The sequence below is a fragment of the Ralstonia mannitolilytica genome (assembly GCF_000954135.1).
GTDB classification, from domain to species: domain Bacteria; phylum Pseudomonadota; class Gammaproteobacteria; order Burkholderiales; family Burkholderiaceae; genus Ralstonia; species Ralstonia mannitolilytica.
The window spans coordinates 966,793-987,339 of record NZ_CP010799.1 but is presented as its reverse complement, the minus strand read 5'-3'; the positions used below and the strand labels follow the sequence as shown (position 1 = coordinate 987,339).

Annotated in this window: 22 protein-coding genes; 12 read left to right on the top strand and 10 right to left on the bottom strand. The window is 66.4% G+C overall.

Annotated elements, in window-relative coordinates; translation table 11 throughout:
* Nucleotides 1-197: 197 nt before the first annotated feature.
* The 3 genes from TK49_RS04745 to TK49_RS04735 are packed head-to-tail and all read right to left on the bottom strand — an operon-like array spanning nt 198 to nt 2,967.
* A complete protein-coding gene (locus TK49_RS04745; protein WP_045785676.1) occupies nt 198-1,739 on the bottom strand; it encodes an ammonium transporter in 1,542 nt (513 codons plus the stop codon).
* Nucleotides 1,740-1,769: 30 nt separating this feature from the next.
* Nucleotides 1,770-2,108, bottom strand: a complete 339-nt coding sequence (locus tag TK49_RS04740) for a P-II family nitrogen regulator (protein WP_045785675.1) — start codon at nt 2,106-2,108, stop codon at nt 1,770-1,772.
* A gap of 49 nt (nt 2,109-2,157) precedes the next feature.
* Nucleotides 2,158-2,967, bottom strand: a complete 810-nt coding sequence (locus TK49_RS04735) for a TorF family putative porin (RefSeq protein ID WP_045785674.1) — start codon at nt 2,965-2,967, stop codon at nt 2,158-2,160.
* Nucleotides 2,968-3,500: 533 nt separating this feature from the next.
* Between TK49_RS04735 and TK49_RS04730 the strand changes: the two genes are divergently transcribed.
* From TK49_RS04730 to TK49_RS04720, 3 genes are all read left to right on the top strand, one after another.
* Nucleotides 3,501-3,758 carry an accessory factor UbiK family protein gene (locus tag TK49_RS04730; protein ID WP_045785673.1) on the top strand — a complete coding sequence of 86 codons (258 nt, stop codon included), beginning with the start codon at nt 3,501-3,503 and terminating at the stop codon, nt 3,756-3,758.
* Between the two features lie 156 nt (nt 3,759-3,914).
* Complete coding sequence (locus tag TK49_RS04725; protein WP_045785672.1) at nt 3,915-4,427, top strand: hypothetical protein; 513 nt, start codon at nt 3,915-3,917, stop codon at nt 4,425-4,427.
* A 201-nt stretch (nt 4,428-4,628) separates the two neighbouring features.
* On the top strand, nt 4,629-6,161 hold the full coding sequence (locus TK49_RS04720; protein ID WP_045785671.1) for a YifB family Mg chelatase-like AAA ATPase: 1,533 nt from the start codon (nt 4,629-4,631) through the stop codon (nt 6,159-6,161).
* Between the two features lie 25 nt (nt 6,162-6,186).
* Here TK49_RS04720 and TK49_RS04715 read toward each other — a convergent pair whose 3' ends face one another.
* On the bottom strand, nt 6,187-6,825 hold the full coding sequence (locus tag TK49_RS04715; protein WP_045785670.1) for a LysE family transporter: 639 nt from the start codon (nt 6,823-6,825) through the stop codon (nt 6,187-6,189).
* A 74-nt stretch (nt 6,826-6,899) separates the two neighbouring features.
* Nucleotides 6,900-7,439, bottom strand: a complete 540-nt coding sequence (locus TK49_RS04710; protein WP_045785669.1) for a hypothetical protein — start codon at nt 7,437-7,439, stop codon at nt 6,900-6,902.
* A gap of 107 nt (nt 7,440-7,546) precedes the next feature.
* On the opposite strand from TK49_RS04710, the gene TK49_RS04705 reads away from it, so the two are divergent.
* Together TK49_RS04705 and TK49_RS04700 are read left to right on the top strand one after the other, a co-directional pair.
* Nucleotides 7,547-8,056: an O-acetyl-ADP-ribose deacetylase gene (locus TK49_RS04705; RefSeq protein WP_394372265.1), complete on the top strand. Its 510-nt coding sequence runs from the start codon at nt 7,547-7,549 to the stop codon at nt 8,054-8,056.
* A gap of 100 nt (nt 8,057-8,156) precedes the next feature.
* The gene (locus TK49_RS04700; RefSeq protein ID WP_045785667.1) at nt 8,157-8,711 is read left to right on the top strand and encodes a TlpA disulfide reductase family protein; all 555 of its coding nucleotides are present in this window, start codon (nt 8,157-8,159) and stop codon (nt 8,709-8,711) included.
* A 62-nt stretch (nt 8,712-8,773) separates the two neighbouring features.
* On the opposite strand, the gene TK49_RS04695 is transcribed toward TK49_RS04700, so the two are convergent.
* The 3 genes from TK49_RS04695 to TK49_RS04685 form a co-directional block, all read right to left on the bottom strand.
* Nucleotides 8,774-10,090 (bottom strand): sigma-54-dependent transcriptional regulator, encoded by a 1,317-nt coding sequence (locus TK49_RS04695; protein ID WP_045785666.1) that lies wholly within the window; start codon nt 10,088-10,090, stop codon nt 8,774-8,776.
* Nucleotides 10,091-10,112: 22 nt separating this feature from the next.
* A complete protein-coding gene (locus TK49_RS04690) occupies nt 10,113-12,062 on the bottom strand; it encodes a sensor histidine kinase (RefSeq protein ID WP_045787748.1) in 1,950 nt (649 codons plus the stop codon).
* A 135-nt stretch (nt 12,063-12,197) separates the two neighbouring features.
* Nucleotides 12,198-13,487: a dicarboxylate/amino acid:cation symporter gene (locus tag TK49_RS04685; protein ID WP_045785665.1), complete on the bottom strand. Its 1,290-nt coding sequence runs from the start codon at nt 13,485-13,487 to the stop codon at nt 12,198-12,200.
* Nucleotides 13,488-13,915: 428 nt separating this feature from the next.
* Between TK49_RS04685 and TK49_RS04680 the strand changes: the two genes are divergently transcribed.
* From TK49_RS04680 to TK49_RS04665, 4 genes are all read left to right on the top strand, one after another.
* Nucleotides 13,916-14,239, top strand: coding sequence for a (2Fe-2S) ferredoxin domain-containing protein (locus tag TK49_RS04680; RefSeq protein ID WP_045785664.1), 324 nt, complete (start codon nt 13,916-13,918; stop codon nt 14,237-14,239).
* 22 nt (nt 14,240-14,261) lie between these two features.
* Nucleotides 14,262-14,909 carry an alpha/beta hydrolase gene (locus tag TK49_RS04675; protein ID WP_045785663.1) on the top strand — a complete coding sequence of 216 codons (648 nt, stop codon included), beginning with the start codon at nt 14,262-14,264 and terminating at the stop codon, nt 14,907-14,909.
* 81 nt (nt 14,910-14,990) lie between these two features.
* Complete coding sequence (locus TK49_RS04670; protein ID WP_045785662.1) at nt 14,991-16,184, top strand: D-alanyl-D-alanine carboxypeptidase family protein; 1,194 nt, start codon at nt 14,991-14,993, stop codon at nt 16,182-16,184.
* Nucleotides 16,185-16,204: 20 nt separating this feature from the next.
* Nucleotides 16,205-16,504, top strand: a complete 300-nt coding sequence (locus tag TK49_RS04665; RefSeq protein ID WP_045785661.1) for a YbeD family protein — start codon at nt 16,205-16,207, stop codon at nt 16,502-16,504.
* Between the two features lie 73 nt (nt 16,505-16,577).
* Here TK49_RS04665 and TK49_RS04660 read toward each other — a convergent pair whose 3' ends face one another.
* Nucleotides 16,578-17,540 (bottom strand): transcriptional regulator GcvA, encoded by a 963-nt coding sequence (locus tag TK49_RS04660; protein WP_045787747.1) that lies wholly within the window; start codon nt 17,538-17,540, stop codon nt 16,578-16,580.
* 141 nt (nt 17,541-17,681) lie between these two features.
* Between TK49_RS04660 and TK49_RS04655 the strand changes: the two genes are divergently transcribed.
* The 3 genes from TK49_RS04655 (at nt 17,682) to lipA (ending at nt 19,973) form a co-directional block, all read left to right on the top strand.
* Complete coding sequence (locus TK49_RS04655) at nt 17,682-18,041, top strand: DUF2917 domain-containing protein (protein ID WP_045785660.1); 360 nt, start codon at nt 17,682-17,684, stop codon at nt 18,039-18,041.
* A 174-nt stretch (nt 18,042-18,215) separates the two neighbouring features.
* A complete protein-coding gene (gene lipB, locus TK49_RS04650; protein ID WP_045785659.1) occupies nt 18,216-18,905 on the top strand; it encodes a lipoyl(octanoyl) transferase LipB in 690 nt (229 codons plus the stop codon).
* Nucleotides 18,906-18,959: 54 nt separating this feature from the next.
* On the top strand, nt 18,960-19,973 hold the full coding sequence (gene lipA / locus TK49_RS04645; protein WP_045785658.1) for a lipoyl synthase: 1,014 nt from the start codon (nt 18,960-18,962) through the stop codon (nt 19,971-19,973).
* Between the two features lie 76 nt (nt 19,974-20,049).
* On the opposite strand, the gene TK49_RS25265 is transcribed toward lipA, so the two are convergent.
* On the bottom strand, nt 20,050-20,334 hold the full coding sequence (locus TK49_RS25265) for a hypothetical protein (RefSeq protein WP_373995177.1): 285 nt from the start codon (nt 20,332-20,334) through the stop codon (nt 20,050-20,052).
* Between the last annotated feature and the right edge of the window lie 213 nt (nt 20,335-20,547).

Here is a 20,547-nt window from a genome sequence, read left to right as displayed (position 1 = left end):
GGAGCGTTCTGCAGGTGGAGGAAACCACGTCTGCAATGTAAGCGCGCGCATAACGACAGGCAATTGAAGGTTTTTTACATCGGAATTAAGGACGCGCCGGCCCGGGAACGGCTCAAAGCCCCCGTCCAGTGGTGTAGAGCGCGCTGCAATGAGGAAGACCCGGCACATGGCCGGGTCTTCTGGAGATGCGCGGACGGTCAGTCTTCGTAAGCCGTTTCGCCGTGAGACGTGATGTCCAGGCCTTCGCGCTCTTCCTCTTCCGGCACGCGCAGGCCGACGATGACGTCCACGATCTTGTAGGCGATGAAGGCCACCACGCCCGACCAGATGACGGTGGTCAGCACGCCCTGTAGCTGGATCCACAACTGGCCGCCGATCGAGTAATCATCGGCCACCTTGTTGGCAACGTAGTCGTAGATGCCGGTGCCGCCCAGGCTCGGCGCGGCGAACACGCCGGTCAGCAGCGCGCCGAGGATGCCACCCACCCCGTGCACGCCGAAGACGTCGAGCGTGTCATCCATGCCCAGCATGCGCTTGAGGCCATTCACGCCCCACAGGCACAGCAGGCCGGCGATGAGGCCCAGCACGATCGAGCCCATGGGGCCGACAAAGCCAGCGGCCGGAGTGATGGCGACCAGGCCCGCCACGGCGCCCGAAGCAGCACCCAGCATCGACGGCTTGCTCTTGCCGAACCATTCGCCGAAGCTCCACGACAGCACGGCAGCGGCGGTGGCCAGCAGCGTGTTGACGAAAGCCAGGGCGGCGCTGCCGTTGGCTTCCAGGGCCGAACCGGCGTTGAATCCGAACCAGCCGAACCACAGCAGCGAGGCACCCACCATGGTCAGCGTCAGGCTGTGCGGCTTGAGCGCCTCACGGCCGAAGCCGATGCGCTTGCCGAACAGGAAGGCACCCACCAGGCCTGCCACGGCGGCGTTGATATGCACGACGGTACCGCCGGCAAAATCGAGCGCGCCCTTCTGGAACAGCCAGCCCGACTTGGCCGTCATCACCTCAGCCGCCTTGGCATCGGTGAAGCCGTCCGGGCCCGGCCAGAACCACACCATGTGCGCGATCGGCAGGTAGCTGAAGGTGAACCACAGCACCACGAACAGCAGCACGGCCGAGAACTTCGCACGCTCGGCGAAGGCGCCGATGATCAGCGCGCAGGTGATCGCCGCAAAGGCACCCTGGAATGCGAAGTACGCGTACTCCGGCACCACCACGCCCTTGCTGAAGGTAGCGGCCACTGAGTCCGGCGTCAGCCCCTTCAGGAACAGGCGATCGAGCCCGCCGAAGAACGCGTTGCCTTCCGTGAAGGCAAAGCTGTAGCCGTAGAGCGCCCACAGGATGATGACCAGCGAGAAGATGCCCATGCACTGCATCAGCACCGAGAGCATGTTTTTCTTGCGCACTAGGCCGCCGTAGAACAGAGCCAGGCCCGGCAGCGTCATGAGGATGACGAAAGCGGTGGAGACCAGCAGCCACGCGGTATCGCCCTTGTTGGGCACAGGCGCGGCAGCCGCCGGCGCCGAAGCGGCAGCCGGTGCGGCAGCGGCAGAGGGGGCGGCGGGCGCCGGCGCTGCGGCCTGGGATGCTGCAGCGGGGGCGGCAGCCGCGGCCGGTGCCGAGGCTTCTGCGGCAGGCTTGTCCTGCGCAGCGGCCGGTGCCGAGCTCACGGCGCCCGCAAGCACCGCGACAACGGCCCCAGCCGTCAGGAATCGAGTGAACCAGGTTTTCATGTTTTGACCTCTTCCTTGGCAGATGGGGGCTTACAGCGCGTCGCCACCGGTCTCGCCGGTGCGGATGCGGATGACTTGTTCGACGTCGGCCACAAAGATCTTGCCGTCGCCGATCTTGCCGGTGCGGGCCGATTTTTCGATGGCCTCGACGGCGCGCTCCAGCACGTCGTCGGGTACGGCCACTTCGATCTTCACCTTGGGCAGGAAGTCGACGATGTACTCGGCGCCGCGGTAAAGCTCGGTGTGGCCCTTCTGGCGTCCGAAGCCCTTGACCTCCGTCACGGTGATGCCCGAGACCCCTACCTCGGACAGCGCCTCCCGGACCTCGTCGAGCTTGAACGGCTTGATGATGGCCATGATGAGTTTCATGCTGGATTCCTCCTCGGACAGCGGCACCCGGAGGCGCCGCCACGCATCGTTATTGGAAAGTCTTGGTGATCGACAGCAAGGCCGTGGCCTTGCCCATGTAGTTGCCGCGTGTGTTGGTATAGAACGCGCGCGACGCATTCGTGTCGATGTAGGCCAGCGAGGCCGCCCAGCCGCCGCCAAAGTCCTTCGTCACGCCGACCTTCCAGTCGGCGTACGAAGCGCGCACGGTCTGGTGCGGCACCTGCTGGTAGCCGACGTGCAGGTTCAGCGTCAGGCCCCAGAAGCCGGTATCGAAGTTGCCCGACAGATCGAAGTACTGGCTGTGGTGCGAATCGGGCGTACCGAACAGGTTCGAGAACGCATGCGAATACTTGAACGTGACCGGCCCGTAGCCGATCTGCGCGTAGCCTTCGGTGGTGTGCGGGCGGGTGTAGTCGCTCGGGTAGCTGCCCGGGTAGTAGTACTGCAGCACGCCCACATCGATGGGCACGTCCTTGATGATCTCGGTCTTGTAGCCGGCGTAGAAGTCCATCTCGATCGGCGCGGAGACGTTCGAATTCGAATCGCTCAGCCAGCTGATCGACGAGTTCCAGTTGCCGACGTAGAAGCCCTCGGGCAGCACGCCGCCGGGGATCGCGTAGTCGAAGCCGCCCTGGATGGCAGGCTTGTTGTTGGTCTGCATGATGCCGCGGTAGCGGTATTGGCTGGCCAGCGTGACGTTGGCCGTCAGCGCGGCCGGCGCCGGCGCGGCAGCCGGAGCATCGGCCGCCGGAGCGGTCTGGGCCACGGCGGATTGGCACACACCGGCAGCGGCACCGGTCAGCAGCACCAGACTGGCTGCATAAGCAAACGTCTTCATGACGGCTCTCCCCCTTTAGAAAGTCGCAACGGCAATGGAAAAAAAATCGCACCGGTTCTGCAACTGTCATGCCATGTTGAGCAGGGCGGATGGGCCGAGCGGTGGCGCGAAGCGCCACCACGAATGGCGACATGCGGGCGCAGGGAAATCGGGGACGGGTCCGCCGACGGGGGGAGCGCTCCCCGCCGATGCGCCTCCCAGGCGGGTTCAGCCCATCAGGCCGCTTGCGGACATGGCGCGATAAAAGCCATGTGATAGAGTGATTTCAGTCCTGTGCGACGCGCCCGCAAGCGCGGTTCCGGGCGGCAGGGACTGGCTCTGTCCCCGTTTGGCCGGCCACGCCGATGCCGCATCGCAGCGAGATTTGCTGGGCGGTGTGCCGTTCAGGGCGCACACCCGGTACCATCCAGGCCGGCGACCCCAAAACCAGGCGCCAGACCCGGGCTTTCGCACCACGGCACAGCATGTCTTCCGCACAGTCGCGGTGCATGCACCGGCTTGGCGCAGCCAGCACGATCCACGGAGCATCCAACATGAAACCCACCGACCTCTTTACCGACTTTCAGAACCGCGTGAACGAGGCGCTGCGCAATTCGCCGGCCGCCGACATCGAAAAGAACGTGCGCGCGATGATGACGCAGGGCTTTTCCAAGCTCGATCTGGTCACGCGCGAAGAGTTCGACATCCAGTCACAGGTGCTGGCACGCACACGTGCCCGCCTCGAAGAACTGGAAACCCGCGTGGCGGCGCTCGAAGCGCAACTCAAGTCGACCGCGCCTGCCGACCAGTGAACCGCTGGGGCCCGGCCGGTGGTGCGCCAAGCGCGCCTGCGGCGCGCCGCTGTGCCGGCAGGCTCACCCTGCTGCGGCGCACAGCGAAAACCGCCTTGTTGCGGCTGGCGAACTGATCTAGAACTCCTCTAAGGCTGACGCTTGAGGAGAAAGATCATGCAGCATCGCCTTTATTTTCTATTGCCGGACGTGGCCAGCGCCCGGCGCGTGATGAACGACCTGCTGCTGGCGCGCATCACCGAGCGCCACATCCATTTTGTCGCCCGCGAAGGCGCCGACCTCACCGGCCTGCATGAGGCCAACCTGCTTCAGACCTCCGACATTGTCCACGCCACCCAGAATGGGCTGGTGGTGGGCGGTGGTGCGGGCGTGCTGGCGGGCGTGGTGGCCGCGCTCTTCCCGATCATCGGCGAGGGGCCGCAGTGGGGCATGGTGGGCATCACCACGGTGGTTGGCGCGCTGTTCGGCGCTTGGGCTTCCAGCATGATCGGCAGCTCCGTGCCCAACAGCCGGCTCAAGCCGTTCAGGCAAGCGGTGGAGGATGGGCAGATCCTGCTGATGGTTGATGTGCCGCGCTCGCGCGTGCCCGAAGTGCGCGCGCTGCTGCAGAAGACGCATCCCGAGGGCCACTTCAGCGGGGAGGACACGGCTATGCCAGCGTTCCCCTGATTCCGATCTGCCAACAAACCGAACCGGAGCCGAGGCTCCGGTTTTTTTATGCGCCCCGATCGTCAAATTTGGATGCATTGCGATACGGCGGCACGGGCCGGCTGGCACAGTGACGGGCTCGTCTTACGTCGCACACCGTCACGCCATGTTTCGATGTTCTGTCCCGCACCACGCCCGTGATCTCTGCCGGAGGGCGGCGCGATGAGCCTCGCCGTTCTGCGCTCGCGCGCGCTGTCGGGCATTGATGCACCGGCCGTTTCGGTGGAGGTGCACCTGGCCAACGGGTTGCCGTCGTTCACCATCGTCGGCCTGCCCGACACGGAGGTGAAGGAAAGCAAGGATCGGGTGCGCGCAGCCATCCAGAACAGTCGCTTCGAGTTTCCGGCGCGTCGCATCACCGTCAACCTCGCGCCGGCGGACCTCCCCAAGGAATCCGGCCGCTTCGACCTGGCAATCGCGCTGGGCATCCTAGCCGCGAGCCGGCAGATTCCGCACACGCACCTCGATGCGCACGAGTTTGCGGGCGAGCTGTCGCTGTCTGGCGACCTGCGGCCGATCCGAGGCGCCTTGGCGATGGCGTATGCGCTGTCACGCCACCCCGCCGCGGCTGACGGCGAGGCGCCGCTTGCCCGCGCCTTCGTGCTGCCTGCCGAAAACGCTGCTGAAGCCGCACTCGTGCGCGGCACCAAGGTGCTGCCTGCGCGCACGCTCATCGAGGTGTGCGACCACCTGAGCGCGCCGGACCGCAAGCTGGTGCCAGCCGTGCCGGCCGCTGTGGATGTCGATGTGCGCTACCCAGACCTCGCCGACGTACGCGGCCAGCCGCAGGCCCGCCGTGCGCTGGAGGTCGCTGCAGCGGGCGGCCATTCGATGCTGATGATCGGCCCGCCGGGCACGGGCAAGTCGATGCTCGCGCAGCGCTTTCCCGGCCTGCTGCCGGACATGAGCGACGATGAAGCGCTCTCCGCCGCCGCCGTGATGAGCCTGACCACGCGCGGCTTCGACGCCAAACGCTGGAAGGTCCGGCCATTCCGCGCGCCGCATCACACCGCCTCGGCGGTGGCGATGGTCGGCGGCGGCAACACGCCGAGGCCGGGCGAGATCTCGCTGGCCCACCAGGGCGTGTTGTTCCTCGACGAGCTGCCCGAGTTCGAGCGCCGCGTGCTCGAAGTCCTGCGCGAGCCGCTGGAGACCGGCCACATCACGATCTCGCGCGCGGCGCATCAGACCGACTTCCCTGCCAGCTTCCAGCTGATTGCCGCGATGAACCCGTGCCCGTGCGGCTACCGCGGGCATCCGTTGCGCGCGTGCCGCTGCACGCCCGATCAGGTCGAGCGGTACCAGGCACGCATTTCCGGGCCGCTGCTCGATCGCATCGACGTGCAGATCGAGGTGCCGACGCCATCGCAGGAAGAACTGCTCGATGGCCCGCCCGGCGAGCCGACCGCGAGTGTGGCCCAGCGCGTGTCGGCCGCCCATGCCCGGCAGCTTGCGCGGCAGGGCAAACGCAATGCGCTACTGGCCGGCCATGAGATCGACCTCTACTGCGCTCGCACCGATGCAGCAGACGGCCTGCTGCGGCATGCGATGACACGCTTTTCGTGGTCTGCCCGCGCGTACGCCCGGGTGCTGAAGCTCGCCCGCACCATCGCCGATCTCACAGGCGACGAGCAGATCGACGCAGGCCACGTGGGCGAGGCGATCCAGTATCGCCGCGGGGTGAAGGCAGACTAAGGCGATCCGGCTGTCATGGTGCGCGTCAGGCCGTCTGCCGCTTCACGAAGAACAGCGCCGCACCGATGCTCATCAACATGCCGCCAAAGAAGCGGCTCTGCCAACGCAGCGCACGCGGGTTGCGGAACAGGCGCTGCGCACGCGAGGCAAGCAGCGCATAACCGTGCATGACGATCAGGTCGACGAACACCATCGTCACCGCCAGGATGCCGAGCTGCGCCAACAGCGGCCGGGCCGGATCGATGAACTGCGGCAGCACCGCCACCATGAAAAGGATGCCCTTCGGGTTCGTCAGATTGGTCAGCAGCCCCGCCAGGAAGCGCCGCATCCCGCTGCCCGCCCGCCGCACCGCTTCGCCGTCCGCCGGCTTGCCGATCTGGATGGGCGTGCGCCATTGCACGATGCCCAGGTAAATCAGGTACAGCGCGCCGATGATCTTGATGGCCGTAAAGGCATGCTCCGACGCCACCAGCAGCGCGCCGAGCCCGGCTCCGGCAATGAACAGGATCACCACGAGGCCGACCTCGAGCCCGGCAATGGTGACCGACGTCCGGCGCACGCCATGCGTCAAGCCGTGGGTCATGCTCAGGATCGCGCCCGAGCCTGGTGAAATGGCAATCACCCAGGAGGCCAGCAAAAAGGCCAGCCAGACTTGCAACGTCATGGTGGTTCCCCGTGATGTTGGTATGGACGAGAACGACGATTGTGCACCGGCGTGCGGCAGCTCGCTTGGGCCCGCTAATACGGGTGGAAGCTCGCCAGGAACTGGTCGACCTGTTCCTGTTGGCGCGCATCGCGCGCGGCGTCGCCCGATTCGAGCACCACGGCCTGGTACGCGCGCTTGCCGGTGGCGACCACGCGCGCAGTCAGACGGCGCGGGGCGGGGTCATCACCGCCGGCGCCCTGCGCGATCAACTCGACCGCCGGCAATGACAGCGGAGGTTGCGCGGCTGTCTTCACGGCGATGTCGCGCACCTCCACGCGGCCCTTCAGGTTGGCTGCGAGCCCACTGCGCAGCGCCTCCACGGCGTGCTGGCGCCAGACCGGGTCGTCCGCTGGCAATTCGACCACGCCAATGGCGAACAGCGTGCCCTCGATGCTGGCGGCCTGCATCGTCATCGGCAGCCGTTGGCCGTTGACGGCAACGGGGCGGGCGTCGGTCGTGGGCCTGGCGGGGTAGTCCACCGCGTAGGCGCCCTCGCTGGAATGCACGGTGCGCCAGTCGTACTTGGGCGAGCAGGCCATCAGCAGCGCACACAGCGCGGTACCCAAACCCATCCTCACCGCCTTTGCCGTGATGGTCACATCGCCTCCTTCGTCGTTCTGCGTCTCTTGGAGCGGACTATTATCGGACAGAGACGCCCGCCCGCTTCCGGATGCCTGCCATGCCCAGTCCCCGCCTCATTGCCGTCCGCGCCGACATCACGACCCTGGACTGCGATGCCATCGTGAATGCCGCCAACAACACATTGCTGGGCGGCGGTGGTGTCGACGGGGCCATTCATCGCGCAGCCGGGCCCGAACTGCTCGAAGCGTGCCGCGCGCTGCACGGCTGCCGTACCGGTGAAGCCAAGATCACGCCAGGCTTTCGCCTGCCCGCGCGATACGTCATTCATACCGTCGGGCCGGTCTGGCACGGTGGCAGCCGGCAGGAAGCCGAACTGCTGGCGGCGTGCTATCGCAACAGCCTCGAACTCGCCCGCCGTCATGAGGTGCGCACCCTGGCATTTCCGTGCATCAGCACGGGCGTGTACGGATTTCCCCCCGAATTGGCCGCGCCGATTGCCGTGCGCACCGCGCGGGAGCATGGCGCCGGCCTCGATGCGATCACGTTCTGCTGCTTTTCGGCCGCCGACCTCGCCCTGTATGAGGCAGCGCTCGCTGCAGAAAAGTGACGCAGGAACCGCAATGCACGGATTGTCGCAGCCGGCATGCGGCGCACGCGCGCCGGGCCTACAATAGCCGTCTGTGACTGATTCCGGAGCCGTTGCCAACATGGCCTCGCCCCTGACCTCCTCCGCCCATGCCGCGCCCGCCGCTTCCGGTGGCCGTCGCTGGCTGCTGCCCGTTGCCTTGCTCGCGCTGGCCGTCGCCGGCTGGTTCGGCTGGCGTGCATTCTCGCCGTCGCAGCAGGTCCCTGCCGCCACGTTCACGCTGCTCGATGGGCAGAAGCTGTCCACGCAAGACCTCAAGGGCAAGGTCTACCTGGTCAATTTCTGGGCGACCAGCTGCGCCACGTGCGTCAAGGAAATGCCCAACATGGTCCAGGCGTACAACAAGTACAAGGGCGAGGGCCTGGAATACGTGGCCGTCGCAATGAGCTACGACGCGCCGATGTACGTGATGAACTTCAGCCAGACGCGCCAGTTGCCGTTCAAGGTCGCGATGGACGCCGACGGCTCTGCGGCCAAGGCCTTTGGCGACGTGCAGCTCACGCCGACCACCTTCCTCGTCGACCGCGACGGGCGCATCCTCAAGCGCTACGTCGGCGAGCCGGAATGGTCGTCGTTCGATGCGCTGCTCAAGCAGACGCTGGCCAAGCAGGCCTGAGCCGTCAGCGCACAGCAAAAACGCCCGGTGCATGCCGGGCGTTTTCTTTTCTGCGACGCCGTTCAGAGGCCGTAGCGCTTGATCTTGTCGTACAGCGTCGCGCGGCCGACCTGCAGGATATCCGCCGCCTGGTGCACCGACCCGCCGGTGCGCGCCAGCGTCTCGGCAATCACCGTGCGCTCGTAGCGCTCGACGCGCTCCTTGAGCGGCATGCCGTCTTCCGATGCATCGGTCACCACGGGTGTGCGGCCGACGCCGAGCACGAGCCGGTCCGCCGCATTGCGCAGTTCGCGCACGTTGCCGGGCCAGTTCGATTGCATGAGCTCATGGCGCTGGCGTTCGGCCAGCATCGGCAGCGGACGCTGGTAGCGCACCGCGGCTTCGAGAAGGAAGTGCTCGAACAGCGGGATGATGTCTTCGCGGCGCTCGCGCAGCGGCGGCAGGTCGATGGCCACCACGTTCAGGCGGTAGTACAGGTCGCGCCGGAAGCCGCCCGCTTCGATCAGCGCTTCCATGTCGCCCTTGGCGGCTGCCACGATGCGTACGTCGATGCGCACCGACGTGTTCGACCCCAGGCGTTCCAGCGCGCCTTCCTGCAACACCCGCAGCAGCTTGACTTGCAGCGCGATCGGCATGCTCTCGATTTCATCGAGGAACAGCGTGCCGCCCGAGGCGTGCTCGAGCTTGCCGATGCGCCGCTTGCCCGCGCCGGTGAAGGCGCCGGCTTCGTGGCCGAACATCTCGCTTTCGAAAATCTGCTCCGGCACGGCACCGCAGTTCAGCGCGATGAAGGGCTTGTCATGGCGCGGCGACAGCATGTGCAGGCTGCGGGCGACGAGCTCCTTGCCCGTGCCGGTTTCGCCGTTGATGAGCACCGGCGCGTCGGTCGCCGCCACGTTTTCGATCAGCGCGCGCACCGCGCCCATGGCAGGCGAGCGCCCGATGATGCGCGTGCCCGCTGCGGGGCCCGCCAGTTCGCGGCGCAGCGCGCGGTTTTCCAGCTCCAGCGCACGGCGCTCGACGGCGCGGCGCACGGTCTCGGTCAGGCGCTCGGCGGGGAACGGCTTTTCAATGAAGTCGAAGGCGCCGTCTCGCATGGCCTGCACGGCCATGGTGATGTCGCCGTGGCCGGTGACGAGCACCACGGGGATCCCCGTCCCAAACGACTGGCAGTGCGCAAGCACATCGAGGCCGCTGGCGCCCGGCAGGCGCAGGTCGCTCACGACCACGCCGGGGAAGTTCGCGTCGATCTTGCCCACGGCCTCTTCGGCGCTGCCAAACGCCTGCACGTTGAAGCCGGCCAGCTCCAGGCTCTGCGCGGTGGCCTGGCGCACAGGCGGGTCGTCTTCGATGAACAGAACGGTCAAGCCTTCGGACATGGGTCGTGTTCGCAAGAAAAAATCAGGTGGATGCCGCGCAGGCGATCTCGGCGCGTACCAGTGTCAGCGTAAATTGCGCGCCCCCGCCGGGCACATTCGTGGCCGACAACGAACCGCCAAAGTCGCGCGCGATGCTCGTCGAGATGGCCAGGCCCAGGCCCAGCCCCTGGCCGATCTCCTTGGTGGTGAAGAACGGCTCGAACAGGTGCGGCATGGCGTCAGGCGGAATGCCCGGGCCGTTGTCGCGCACCGCAATACTCAGCTGTGACGGCGCGCCCTCGGCAGGCCCGACGTCGATGTCGATGCGGCCCGGGCAGGCCGGTTCGTTGGCGCCGATCGCGTCGAGCGCGTTGCCGACGAGGTTGATGAGCACTTGCTCGAGCTTCAGTTCATCGGCGCGCACCACCGCTTGCGCTTCGGGGATGCGCCAATGCAGCTCCACCGCGACGTCGCTCAGGCGCGGACGCAGCAGCGCCAGGGTGTGATCGAGCGCCACGCGCACCTGCACATCCACCACCTTGCGGCGCGTGCGGCCCGCGAACAGCTTGAGCTGCGCGGTGATCTTGCCCATGCGCTCGGTCAGGTCGGCAATGGCCTGCAGGTTGTCGGTCGCGGCGGCGTGCTGCCCACGCTCGAGCAGGATGCGCGTGTTGTCGGAGAACGTGCGCAGCGCCGCCAGCGGCTGGTTCAGCTCGTGCGTGATGCCGGCGGCCATCTGGCCGAGGGCCGCGAGCTTGCTGGCCTGCACGAGCTCATCCTGCGTGGCGCGCAGTTCGGCCTCGGCGCGCGTGCGGTCCACGATCTCGTGCTGCAGCTGCTCGTTGGTGGCCATCAGATCGGCCGTGCGGTCTTCGACGCGACGCTCGAGCTGGTCGTAGGCGGCTTCCAGCAGGCGGCGGCTGCGCAGCATTTCCATCATGCGCAGGCGGCGCTGGCGCCAGTAGAACAGCAGCAGGCACGCAAACGCGAAGGCGAAGGCGGCGGCCACGGTGGCGCTGCGCGCGGCGCTCATCACCGGGTCCACGGGCGTGAGGTACATCAGCGTCCAGTCGGGCTCGACAAGGTCGCGCGAGACCTGCAGATAGCGCGTCGCATTCGCGCGCTCGCCGATGCGGATGAGCTCGGCACCTTCGGGCAACTGCCCGGTCAGCCTCAGGAAACCCGGCGCCTCGGGTTGCAGCGGCAGTGGCTTGATCTCTTTGCGGAAATACTGGCGCGTGGCCTTCAGCTGCGCCTGCAGCGTGGGCGTGAGCGGCTCGACGGTGTGGTACTGCCACGCCGGCACGGACGACAGGAAGATCACGCCGTTCTCGTCAGCCACCATCACCGGTTCGGAGGCATCGTGGCTCGCGCGCCCGAACCATTCGAGGTTGAGCTTGACCACGGTCACGCCGATCACGCGGCCGTCCTGCATGACCGGCTGCGAGATGTAATACCCCGGCTCCTCGCGGGTGATGCCAATGCCGTAAAACCGGCCGACATGGCCCGCCACCGCCTGCTGGAAATACGGCCGGAACAGATATTCGGCGCCCACGAAGCTGTCGGGCTGGTTGTAGTTCGATGCGGCCAGCGCCTTGCCGCTGGGGTCGATCACGTACGTGGCGGTCGCGTGCGCGCGGTCGTTGACTTCGCGCAGATAGCGGTTCGCGCGGTCGACGTTGGCCGGCGTCGGGTCAGCCAGCAGATCGTGGATGAACGGATGCAGCGCCACCAGCGCCGGCAGGTATTCGTAGCGGTCGAGCGTGCTCTTGAGGTTGGCAGCGTAGCGGTCGACCCGGCCGCCGGCGGCCTGCTGCGCTTGTGCCAGGCCGCGGTTCCACGTCACCACAAAGGTGGTCGCGCACACCAGCGCCATCACCACCACGAGCGCGAGCGCTACCAGCCACCAGAACCCGCGTCGGGAGCCGGGGGCGCTGGTGAACGAGAAATCGGGATCGGACATCGGCGGGAGCTGGGCGGACACTGTCGCCATGTCTTCCGCTGCCGCGCCGGCCGTCGTGCGTGTCACGAGGCGCTCCAAATGGAAGCGGGGCCGTCTGGAAGGACAGGCCCCGCAATCATACGCTTTCAGTCGGGGGCGCCCGCAGGCACTCCCCGTGGCGAGCGATCAGGCCGCCGGCGTGGCCGGCACGCCTTCGTCGCTGCGGTCGCCCGACAGCACACGGGCCAGCTTGGCGCGATCGAGTTCGCGCTCCCAGGCCGAGATCACCACGCAGGCCACACCGTTGCCGGTGATGTTGGTCAGCGCGCGGCACTCGCTCATGAAGCGGTCGATACCGAGGATCAGCACCATGCCCGCCACCGGAATCGTCGGCACCACCGCCAGCGTGGCGGCCAGCGTGATGAAGCCTGCACCGGTGATGCCCGAAGCGCCCTTGGAGGTCAGCATCGCCACCGCCAAGATGGTCAGTTGCTGCGTCCAGGTCAGCTCGATGTTCAGCGCCTGCGAGATGAAGATCACCGCCATCGTCATGTAGATGTTCGTGCCATCCAGGTTGAACGAATAGCCGGTCGGCACCACCAGGCCCACCACCGACTTCGAGCAGCCCAGCTTCTCCATCTTTTCCATCAGGTGCGGCAGCGCGGATTCCGACGAGCTCGTACCCAGCACGATCAGCAGCTCTTCCTTGATGTACGCAACGAAGCGGAAGATGCTGAAACCCGTGAGCCGCGCGATGATGCCCAGCACCACCACCACGAAGATGACGGCCGTCAGGTAGAACGTGCCGATCAGCTTGAGCAGCGGCACCAGCGACACCACGCCGTACTTGCCGATGGTGAACGCCATCGCGCCGAACGCGCCGATCGGGGCCACGCGGGTGATGACGTGCACGATGCGGAAGAACACGTGCGCGATCTGGTCGATGAAGTCGGTCACGATCTGCGCGCGCTCGCCCATGGCGGACAGCGCACCGCCGAACAGCAGCGCGATCAGCAGGATCTGCAGGATGTCGCCCTTGGCAAACGCATCCACTACCGTGCTCGGGATGATGTTGAGCAGGAAGTCCACCGTGCTCGCCGATTGCGCCTTGGCGGCGTACTGCGCCACGGCCTTGGCATCGATGGTGTTGACATCGACGTTGAAGCCCGCGCCCGGGTTGAAGATGTGGCCCGCGGCCAGACCGATCACCAGCGCAAAGGTCGAGACGATCTCAAAGTAGATCAGCGCCTTGCCGCCCACGCGGCCCACCTTCTTCATGTCGCGCATGCCGGCAATGCCGGAGACGACCGTACAGAAGATGATCGGCCCGATCACCATCTTGATGAGCTGGATGAAGCCATCGCCCAGCGGCTTCATCTTCACGGCGAGCGCGGGCGAGTAATGGCCGAGCAGAACGCCGATGACGATGGCCGCCAGCACCTGTACGTACAGGATTTTGTAGAACGGTTTTTTCATGTCTTCCTCGAGTGTCACAGACCGGCCGTGCGCTCGGTTGCTCGCCCGGTCCGACCCGCCCTGATGTGGTCTCTCTCCTGCCTCGCTACGCCGATGTTTCCGGCGGCTCCCGTGGCAGGTCGCTCCTTATTGCAAGGGCTATGCCAATGTGAAATTTCCGTGTCGACGCCGCGCCAACCCTTGTGCCGGCTGGGTGTGACTACGATGGCACCCGGCTCATGCGTCGTCAATCCCGGAATCCGCGCACAGCCCCGTCCAGACATCCGGATAACGTGTTGCGACGCAGCACCGCGCGCTCACATGGCGCTGAGACGCCGGGCCGGGGCCGTATAATGCCGGCTCGTTACGCAAATCCACATGTGTGCGCGGCGCCTGGATCTCTTCCACGCCCTGCCCGCGCGCCATCATCACCGCCCGCGCAGTCGCCCATGAGCAGCCACTACAAGCACCACGTCTTCTTCTGCCTGAACGAACGCGAGGATGGCTCGCGCTGCTGCGCCGACTTCGGCGCCAAGGCCATGCAGGAATACGCCAAGAAGCGCTGCAAGGAGCTTGGCATCAACGGCGAAGGCCGCGTGCGCATCAACAAGGCCGGCTGCCTGGACCGCTGCGAACTCGGTCCGGTCATGGTGGTCTACCCCGAGGCCGTCTGGTACACCTTTGTCGACAAGGAAGACATCGACGAGATCATCCAGAGCCATCTGATCGAAGGCAAACCGGTCGAGCGCCTGATGGTCGATCGCCCCGCCTGAGCCTGACGCGACCCGCATTCCCATGAACGTGCATACCCAAGAACGCCTGATCCCTGGTCCGGTCGGGCAGATCGACCTGTCCATCGACCAACCGGAGGGTGCGCCGCGCGGCCTCGCCCTGGTGGGCCATCCGCATCCGCTGTTTGGCGGCACCAAGGACAACAAGGTCGCGCAGACGCTCGCCCGCACCTTTGTCAGCCTCGGCTACGTGACGGTGCGGCTGAACTTCCGCGGCGTGGGCAAGACCGAGGGCGCGCACGACAACGGCATCGGCGAACAGGACGACATGCTGGCCGTGCTCGACTGGATGCGCACGCAAACGCAATGGTCGGCCGACGTGGCCACGCTGCCGCTCGCGATGGGCGGCTTCTCATTCGGCAGCTTTGTCGTCTCGCAGGTGGCGCGCCGCCTGGCCGAAGCCGGCACGCCCGCCGAGCGCCTGGCGCTGGTGGGCACCGCCACTTCCCGCTGGGATGTCGCGCCGGTGCCGGCCGACACCATCATCATCCACGGCGAACAGGACGACACCGTGCCGCTCATCGACGTGCTGAACTGGGCGCGGCCGCAAGAGCTGCCGGTCATCGTCATCCCGGGCGCCGATCACTTCTTCCACCGCAAGCTGCATCTGATCAAGCAGCTCATTACCGGCGCATGGGCGCCACGGCCGTAACGTTCCCTTTTCGATTTTCCGGATGCCGCGCCTCCCCCGGCGCGTGGCGTCATTGAACCCAAGCAGACCGCAGGACCCGACATGCAGACCCGTTTCACCGCTTCCGCCCCCCACTCCGCCGCTGTCACCGCCGTGGCCGCGGCAGTGCTCGTCACGGCGCTGCCGGCAGCCGCGCAGCCCGTGCCCGCGCCGCAGGTCGCCGCGCGCGCATGGATGCTGACCGACGTGACGAGCGGCCAGGTGCTCGGCGGCGCGAACATGGACGAGCGCATCGAGCCCGCCTCGCTCACCAAGCTGATGACGGCGTATCTCGTGTTCGAGGCCGTGCGCGACGGCAAGCTCAAGTACGACCAGATGATCACGCCCACCGAGACCGTGCGCAGCGTCAAGACCGACGAATCGCGCATGTTCCTGGAGCCAGGCAAGCCCGTGTCGGTGCGCGACCTGACGCAGGGGTTGATCGTGCAGTCGGGCAACGACGCCGCGCTCGTGCTCGCCGAAGCCGTGGGCGGCACCGAGACCAACTTCGTGATGCTGATGAATCGCGAAGCCGAACGCCTGGGCATGAAGAACACGCACTTCATGAATGCCGCGGGCCTGCCCGACCCGAACCACTATTCCACCGCACGCGATCTGTCGATCCTGACCGCGTCGCTGATCAAGAACTTCCCGCAGGACTACAAGTTCTATTCGCAGAAGGATTTCACCTATAACAACATCAAGCAGCCCAACCGCAACCGCCTGCTGTGGCTGGACCCGACCGTCGATGGCGGCAAGACGGGCCACACCAAGTCGGCCGGCTACTGCCTCGTCACATCGGCCAACCGCCCGCTGCCCGATGTGCCGGGCGCGAGCCGCCGCCTGCTGTCGGTCATCATCGGCACCAAGAGCGACGCGGTCCGCACGCAGGAAAGCCTGAAGGTCCTGAACTACGGCTATCAGTTCTTCGACACCGTGCGCCTGTACCCGGCCAAGGAAGCGCTGCAGACGCCCGACGTGTACAAGGGCCAGGCCAAGAGCGTGAAGCTGGGCGTGCTGGAAGACAAGTGGATCACCGTACCCAAGGGCGCCGGCAGCCGCCTCAAGCCGGTGCTCGAGCGTAAGGACCCGCTGGTCGCCCCGATCGCGCAAGGCCAGCAGCTCGGCACGGTCAAGGTGATGGACGGCTCGACCGTGGTGTCGGAATTCCCGGTGGTCGCGCTCGATGGCGTGCCCGAGGCCGGCTTCATCGGCCGTGCCATCGACACGGTCAAGCTGTGGTTTAAAAAGAAGTAATCGACCCCATTTACTTCGACATGACCTCTTCGAACTCCACCCCGCCGGGCCACATCCCGCCCGAACAATCGCTCATCGAATACCCGAGCGACTTCCCCATCAAGGTGATGGGGCCCATGCACGACGACTTTGCCGCGACCATCATCGAGGTGGTCCGCCAGCATGATCCCGAGTTTCACGAGGGGCGCCTGGAAAAGCGGCCGTCCTCGAGCGGCAACTACCTGGGCCTGACCGTCATCGTGCGCGCGACCAGCCGCGAACAGCTCGACGCGCTCTACCAGGCACTGACGAGCCATCCGATGGTCAAGATCGTGCTCTGAAGCGCGCTCGCGCATCGCGAGGAAAACGCCCCGGTCCTGCCGGGGCGTTTTTGCATGGCGCGCCGAGGCGGCATCACCCCTTGGCCACGTGCCCGAGGCAAACGCTGTTGTCGGCCATCAACCGCTCGAGCTTGAGCTTGAACGCCGCGATCTCGGGCAGCAGCCAGGCGCGAAACGCCTGCATCTTCGGTGTCTGCAGCGCGCTGTGCGGACAGACGAAGTAGTAATTCCACGGGCACGGGATCGTCGTCTCGAACAGGCGCACCACGCGGCCGGTCATCAGGTCGTTGAAGGCCAGCGTCGGGCGGATCAGCGCAATGCCCTGGCCGGCAGCCGTCGCCTGCAGCAGCAGCGACGAATCCTGGAACATCAAGCCGCCGCGCGGCTCCACGAAGCCTTCCATGCCGGCCGCGTCGAACCATGGCTTCCACGCCTCGCCCTCGCTGCGCAGCAGCGTCATCCCCGCCATCTCGGCCAACGTGCGCGGCAGGCGCCCGCCGTTGAACGACGGGCTGCAGACCGGAAAGAACACGTCGTCGAGCAGCTTTTCGACATACAGCCCCGGATAGTTGCCCGAGCCCATGCGCAGCGCCACGTCCACCTCTTCGCGGGCAAAGTCGACCAGCGCCGGACTCGAGAACAGCTCCACCTCGAGTTCGGGATGCTTCTCGATGAACGTGCCGATGTGCGGTGTCAGCCACCGCGCGGCGAACGACGGCATGGTGCTGATCGCCAGTCGGTTGTCGCGGTTGCCCGCGCGCAGCTGATGCGTCGCCTGGGCAATCTGGTCCAGAGCCTCGCGCACCCGCTCGGCATAGGCGCGGCCGGCATGTGTGAGCGTGACGCGCTTGCCGCGCCGCTCGAACAGCGGCACCCCCAGTTCTTCCTCCAGCGTGCGCATCTGGTGGCTGACCGCACCGTGCGTGACGAACAGCTCCGTCGCCGCGCGCGAGAAGCTCTCATAGCGGGCCGCCGCCTCGAACACCCTTAACGCCCCGAGTGAAGGCAGGCGCATCGGTTCGCGGGTCTCCGTCATCATTTCCCTCCGGTTTTTCGTGGCGTCTTATGTGAACAGCACTATCAAGAAGCGCAATATATATCGTTTGTTACCAGGCAACCAAGCGCCTAGACTTCCTTTCACGGCAAGGCCCATCCCGATGCCGTGAAGGAGCCGATCATGAAAGCTGTACTAACAAAAATTGTATTCACCCTGCAGCCCGGCGAAGTGGTGGCATTGCGCATGCCTGCCAACCAGAACCTGCGCGTCGAGCAAGCCCACGGACGCGACGTCTGGATCACACACGAGAACAAGGCCGGCGATGAATGGCTGCACGCGGGCGGCAGCGTCGCCGTGAAGCGCGGCGAGGAAATCGTCGTCTCGGTGGACCCGAAGGCCCGCGGCCCCGTGGCGCTGGCCGTGGAAGCCGCCGATGGCCACATGCCGCGCAAACCGTGGCACCTCGCCGACGGCTGGCGCCACACGCTCGCCGCGCTCGGCTGGAACGAGCACGCCGATACCCCCGTCGTGGCGGCCTGACCGGCGCGCAGAAGCGCGAATCTGTTTCAGCCTCCTTTTGCGGCGCGCCGCAAAAGCCCGATGCCGGCGCCGATGCCTCCCATCGCGCCGGCATCGTTTTTTTTGCCAGACCCTGCAAGCGACTGCGGCAAAGGCGCCGGGCGACGTCGGCGGCCCTGCGCTACACTTCGCGACATGATTCCGATTGACATCGTCGAACGCGGTTTGCAGGACTACGCCACCTGCTTCGACGCGATGCAGACGTTCACCGCGCAGCGCGGACCCGACACCCCCGACACCATCTGGCTGGTCGAGCACCCGCCGGTGTTCACGCTCGGGCTGGCCGGCGACCCGGCACATCTGTTGGCCCCGGGCAACATCCCCCTGGTGAAAGTCGACCGTGGCGGCCAGATCACTTATCACGGCCCCGGCCAAGTCGTCGCCTATCTCCTGCTTGATCTGCGCCGCCGCGGGCTCTTCGTGAAGGCGCTCGTCGACGCCATCGAGGCGGCCGTCATCGACACGCTCGCCACGTATAATGTCGCCTCCGAACGCAAGGCTGGCGCCCCCGGCATCTACCTGTCGGACGGGCCGCACCGGGGGGCGAAGATCGCCGCGCTGGGGTTGAAGATCCGCAACGGCTGCAGCTACCACGGCGTGAGCCTGAACCTCGCGATGGACCTCTCGCCCTTCACGCAGATCAATCCGTGTGGCTATGCCGGCCTCGAGACCGTCGACATGGTGACCGCCGGCGCCCGTGACCCATCCGGACGTGCGCTCAGTGCGGACGACTGGCAACCCGTTTCCCGCGAACTGGCCAACGCCCTGGTCGCGCAACTGCAGCAACGCGCGCAAGCGCAATCCGCCGAAGCCGCTATCGCCTAGCAGCCGGCACGCCGTACCGACATGCACGCGCCCCAGGCTCGTGCGGAGAACACGATGACCGATTCCGCCACCGGCGCAGCCGCCGCCCATACCGAGAGCGCTGCCGCTCCCGCCCTGACGAACAAGCCGTACGACGCGACGGCCAAGCAGAAGTCTCTCGACAAGACCGCGCGCATTCCCATCAAGATCGTGCCGGCCGAGAAGCTGAAGAAGCCGGAGTGGATTCGCGTGCGCGCGGCGACGGGCAACTCGCGGTTCTACGAAATCAAGGACATCCTGCGCGCCAACAACCTCGTGACGGTGTGCGAAGAGGCCAGCTGCCCGAACATCGGCGAGTGCTTCGGCAAGGGCACCGCCACGTTCATGATCATGGGCGACAAGTGCACGCGCCGCTGCCCGTTCTGCGATGTGGGCCACGGCCGCCCGGACCCGCTCGATGTGAACGAGCCGGAGAACCTGGCCAGGACCATCGCGCAGCTCAAGCTCAACTACGTCGTCATCACCAGCGTCGACCGCGACGACCTGCGTGACGGCGGTGCGCAGCATTACGTCGACTGCATCTCGCGCACGCGCGAGCTGTCGCCGGGCACGCGCATCGAGGTGCTGGTGCCGGACTTCCGCGGCCGCCTGGAGAAGGCGCTGGACATCCTCCAGACCTGCCCGCCGGACGTGATGAACCACAACCTCGAAACCGTGCCGCGCCTGTACAAGCAGGCCCGCCCGGGCGCCGACTACGCGCACTCGCTCAAGCTGCTGAAGGACTTCAAGGCCCGCAACCCGAATGTGCCGACCAAGTCGGGCCTGATGGTCGGTCTGGGCGAAACCGATGAGGAAATCCTCGAAGTCATGCGCGACATGCGCGAGCACGACATCGACATGCTGACCATCGGCCAGTATCTGGCGCCGTCGGGCCACCATCTGCCCGTGCTGCGCTACGTGCACCCGGACACCTTCAAGATGTTCGAAGAGAAGGCGTACGAAATGGGCTTCACCCACGCCGCAGTCGGTGCAATGGTGCGCAGTTCGTACCACGCCGACCAGCAGGCGCACGAGGCCGGCGTGGTCTGATTACAGCCGGAGCGCCGTGGAAACAAAAAGGGCCTTGGGGTAGAACCCAAGGCCCTTTTGCTTTGGCGCGGCCCGATCAGGCTTGCGAAGCGGCGTCCTTCGGATACGAGGCATCGCCGTTCCACGAGAGGTAGCCGTAGGTGTCGGCCTGGCGGTCGGCACCGTCCGTGTACGGGTTGGCCTTCGCGATGGCGCCGTCGGTGTACGGGTCAGCCTTGCCTGCGGCACCTTGTGTGTAGGGGTCGAAGCGGTCGTTCTTCCACGAGAGGTAGCCGTAGGTGTCAGCCTGGCGGTCGGCGCCTTGCGTGTAGACGTCGAACTTGCCGGCAGCGCCATCGGTGTACGGGTCTGCCTTGGCCAGTGCGCCGTCGGTGTATGCATCGGCCTTACCAGCGGCGCCCTGGGTGTACGGATCGAAGCGGTCGTTCTTCCACGACAGGTAGCCATAGGTGTCGGCCTGCCGGTCAGCGCCCTGCGTGTAGACGTCGTACTTGGCGACGGCGCCTTGCGTGTACGGATCTGCGCTGCCCTGCACGGCGGCAGCTGCCGGGTGAGCCGACAGCAGCGCGGCAGA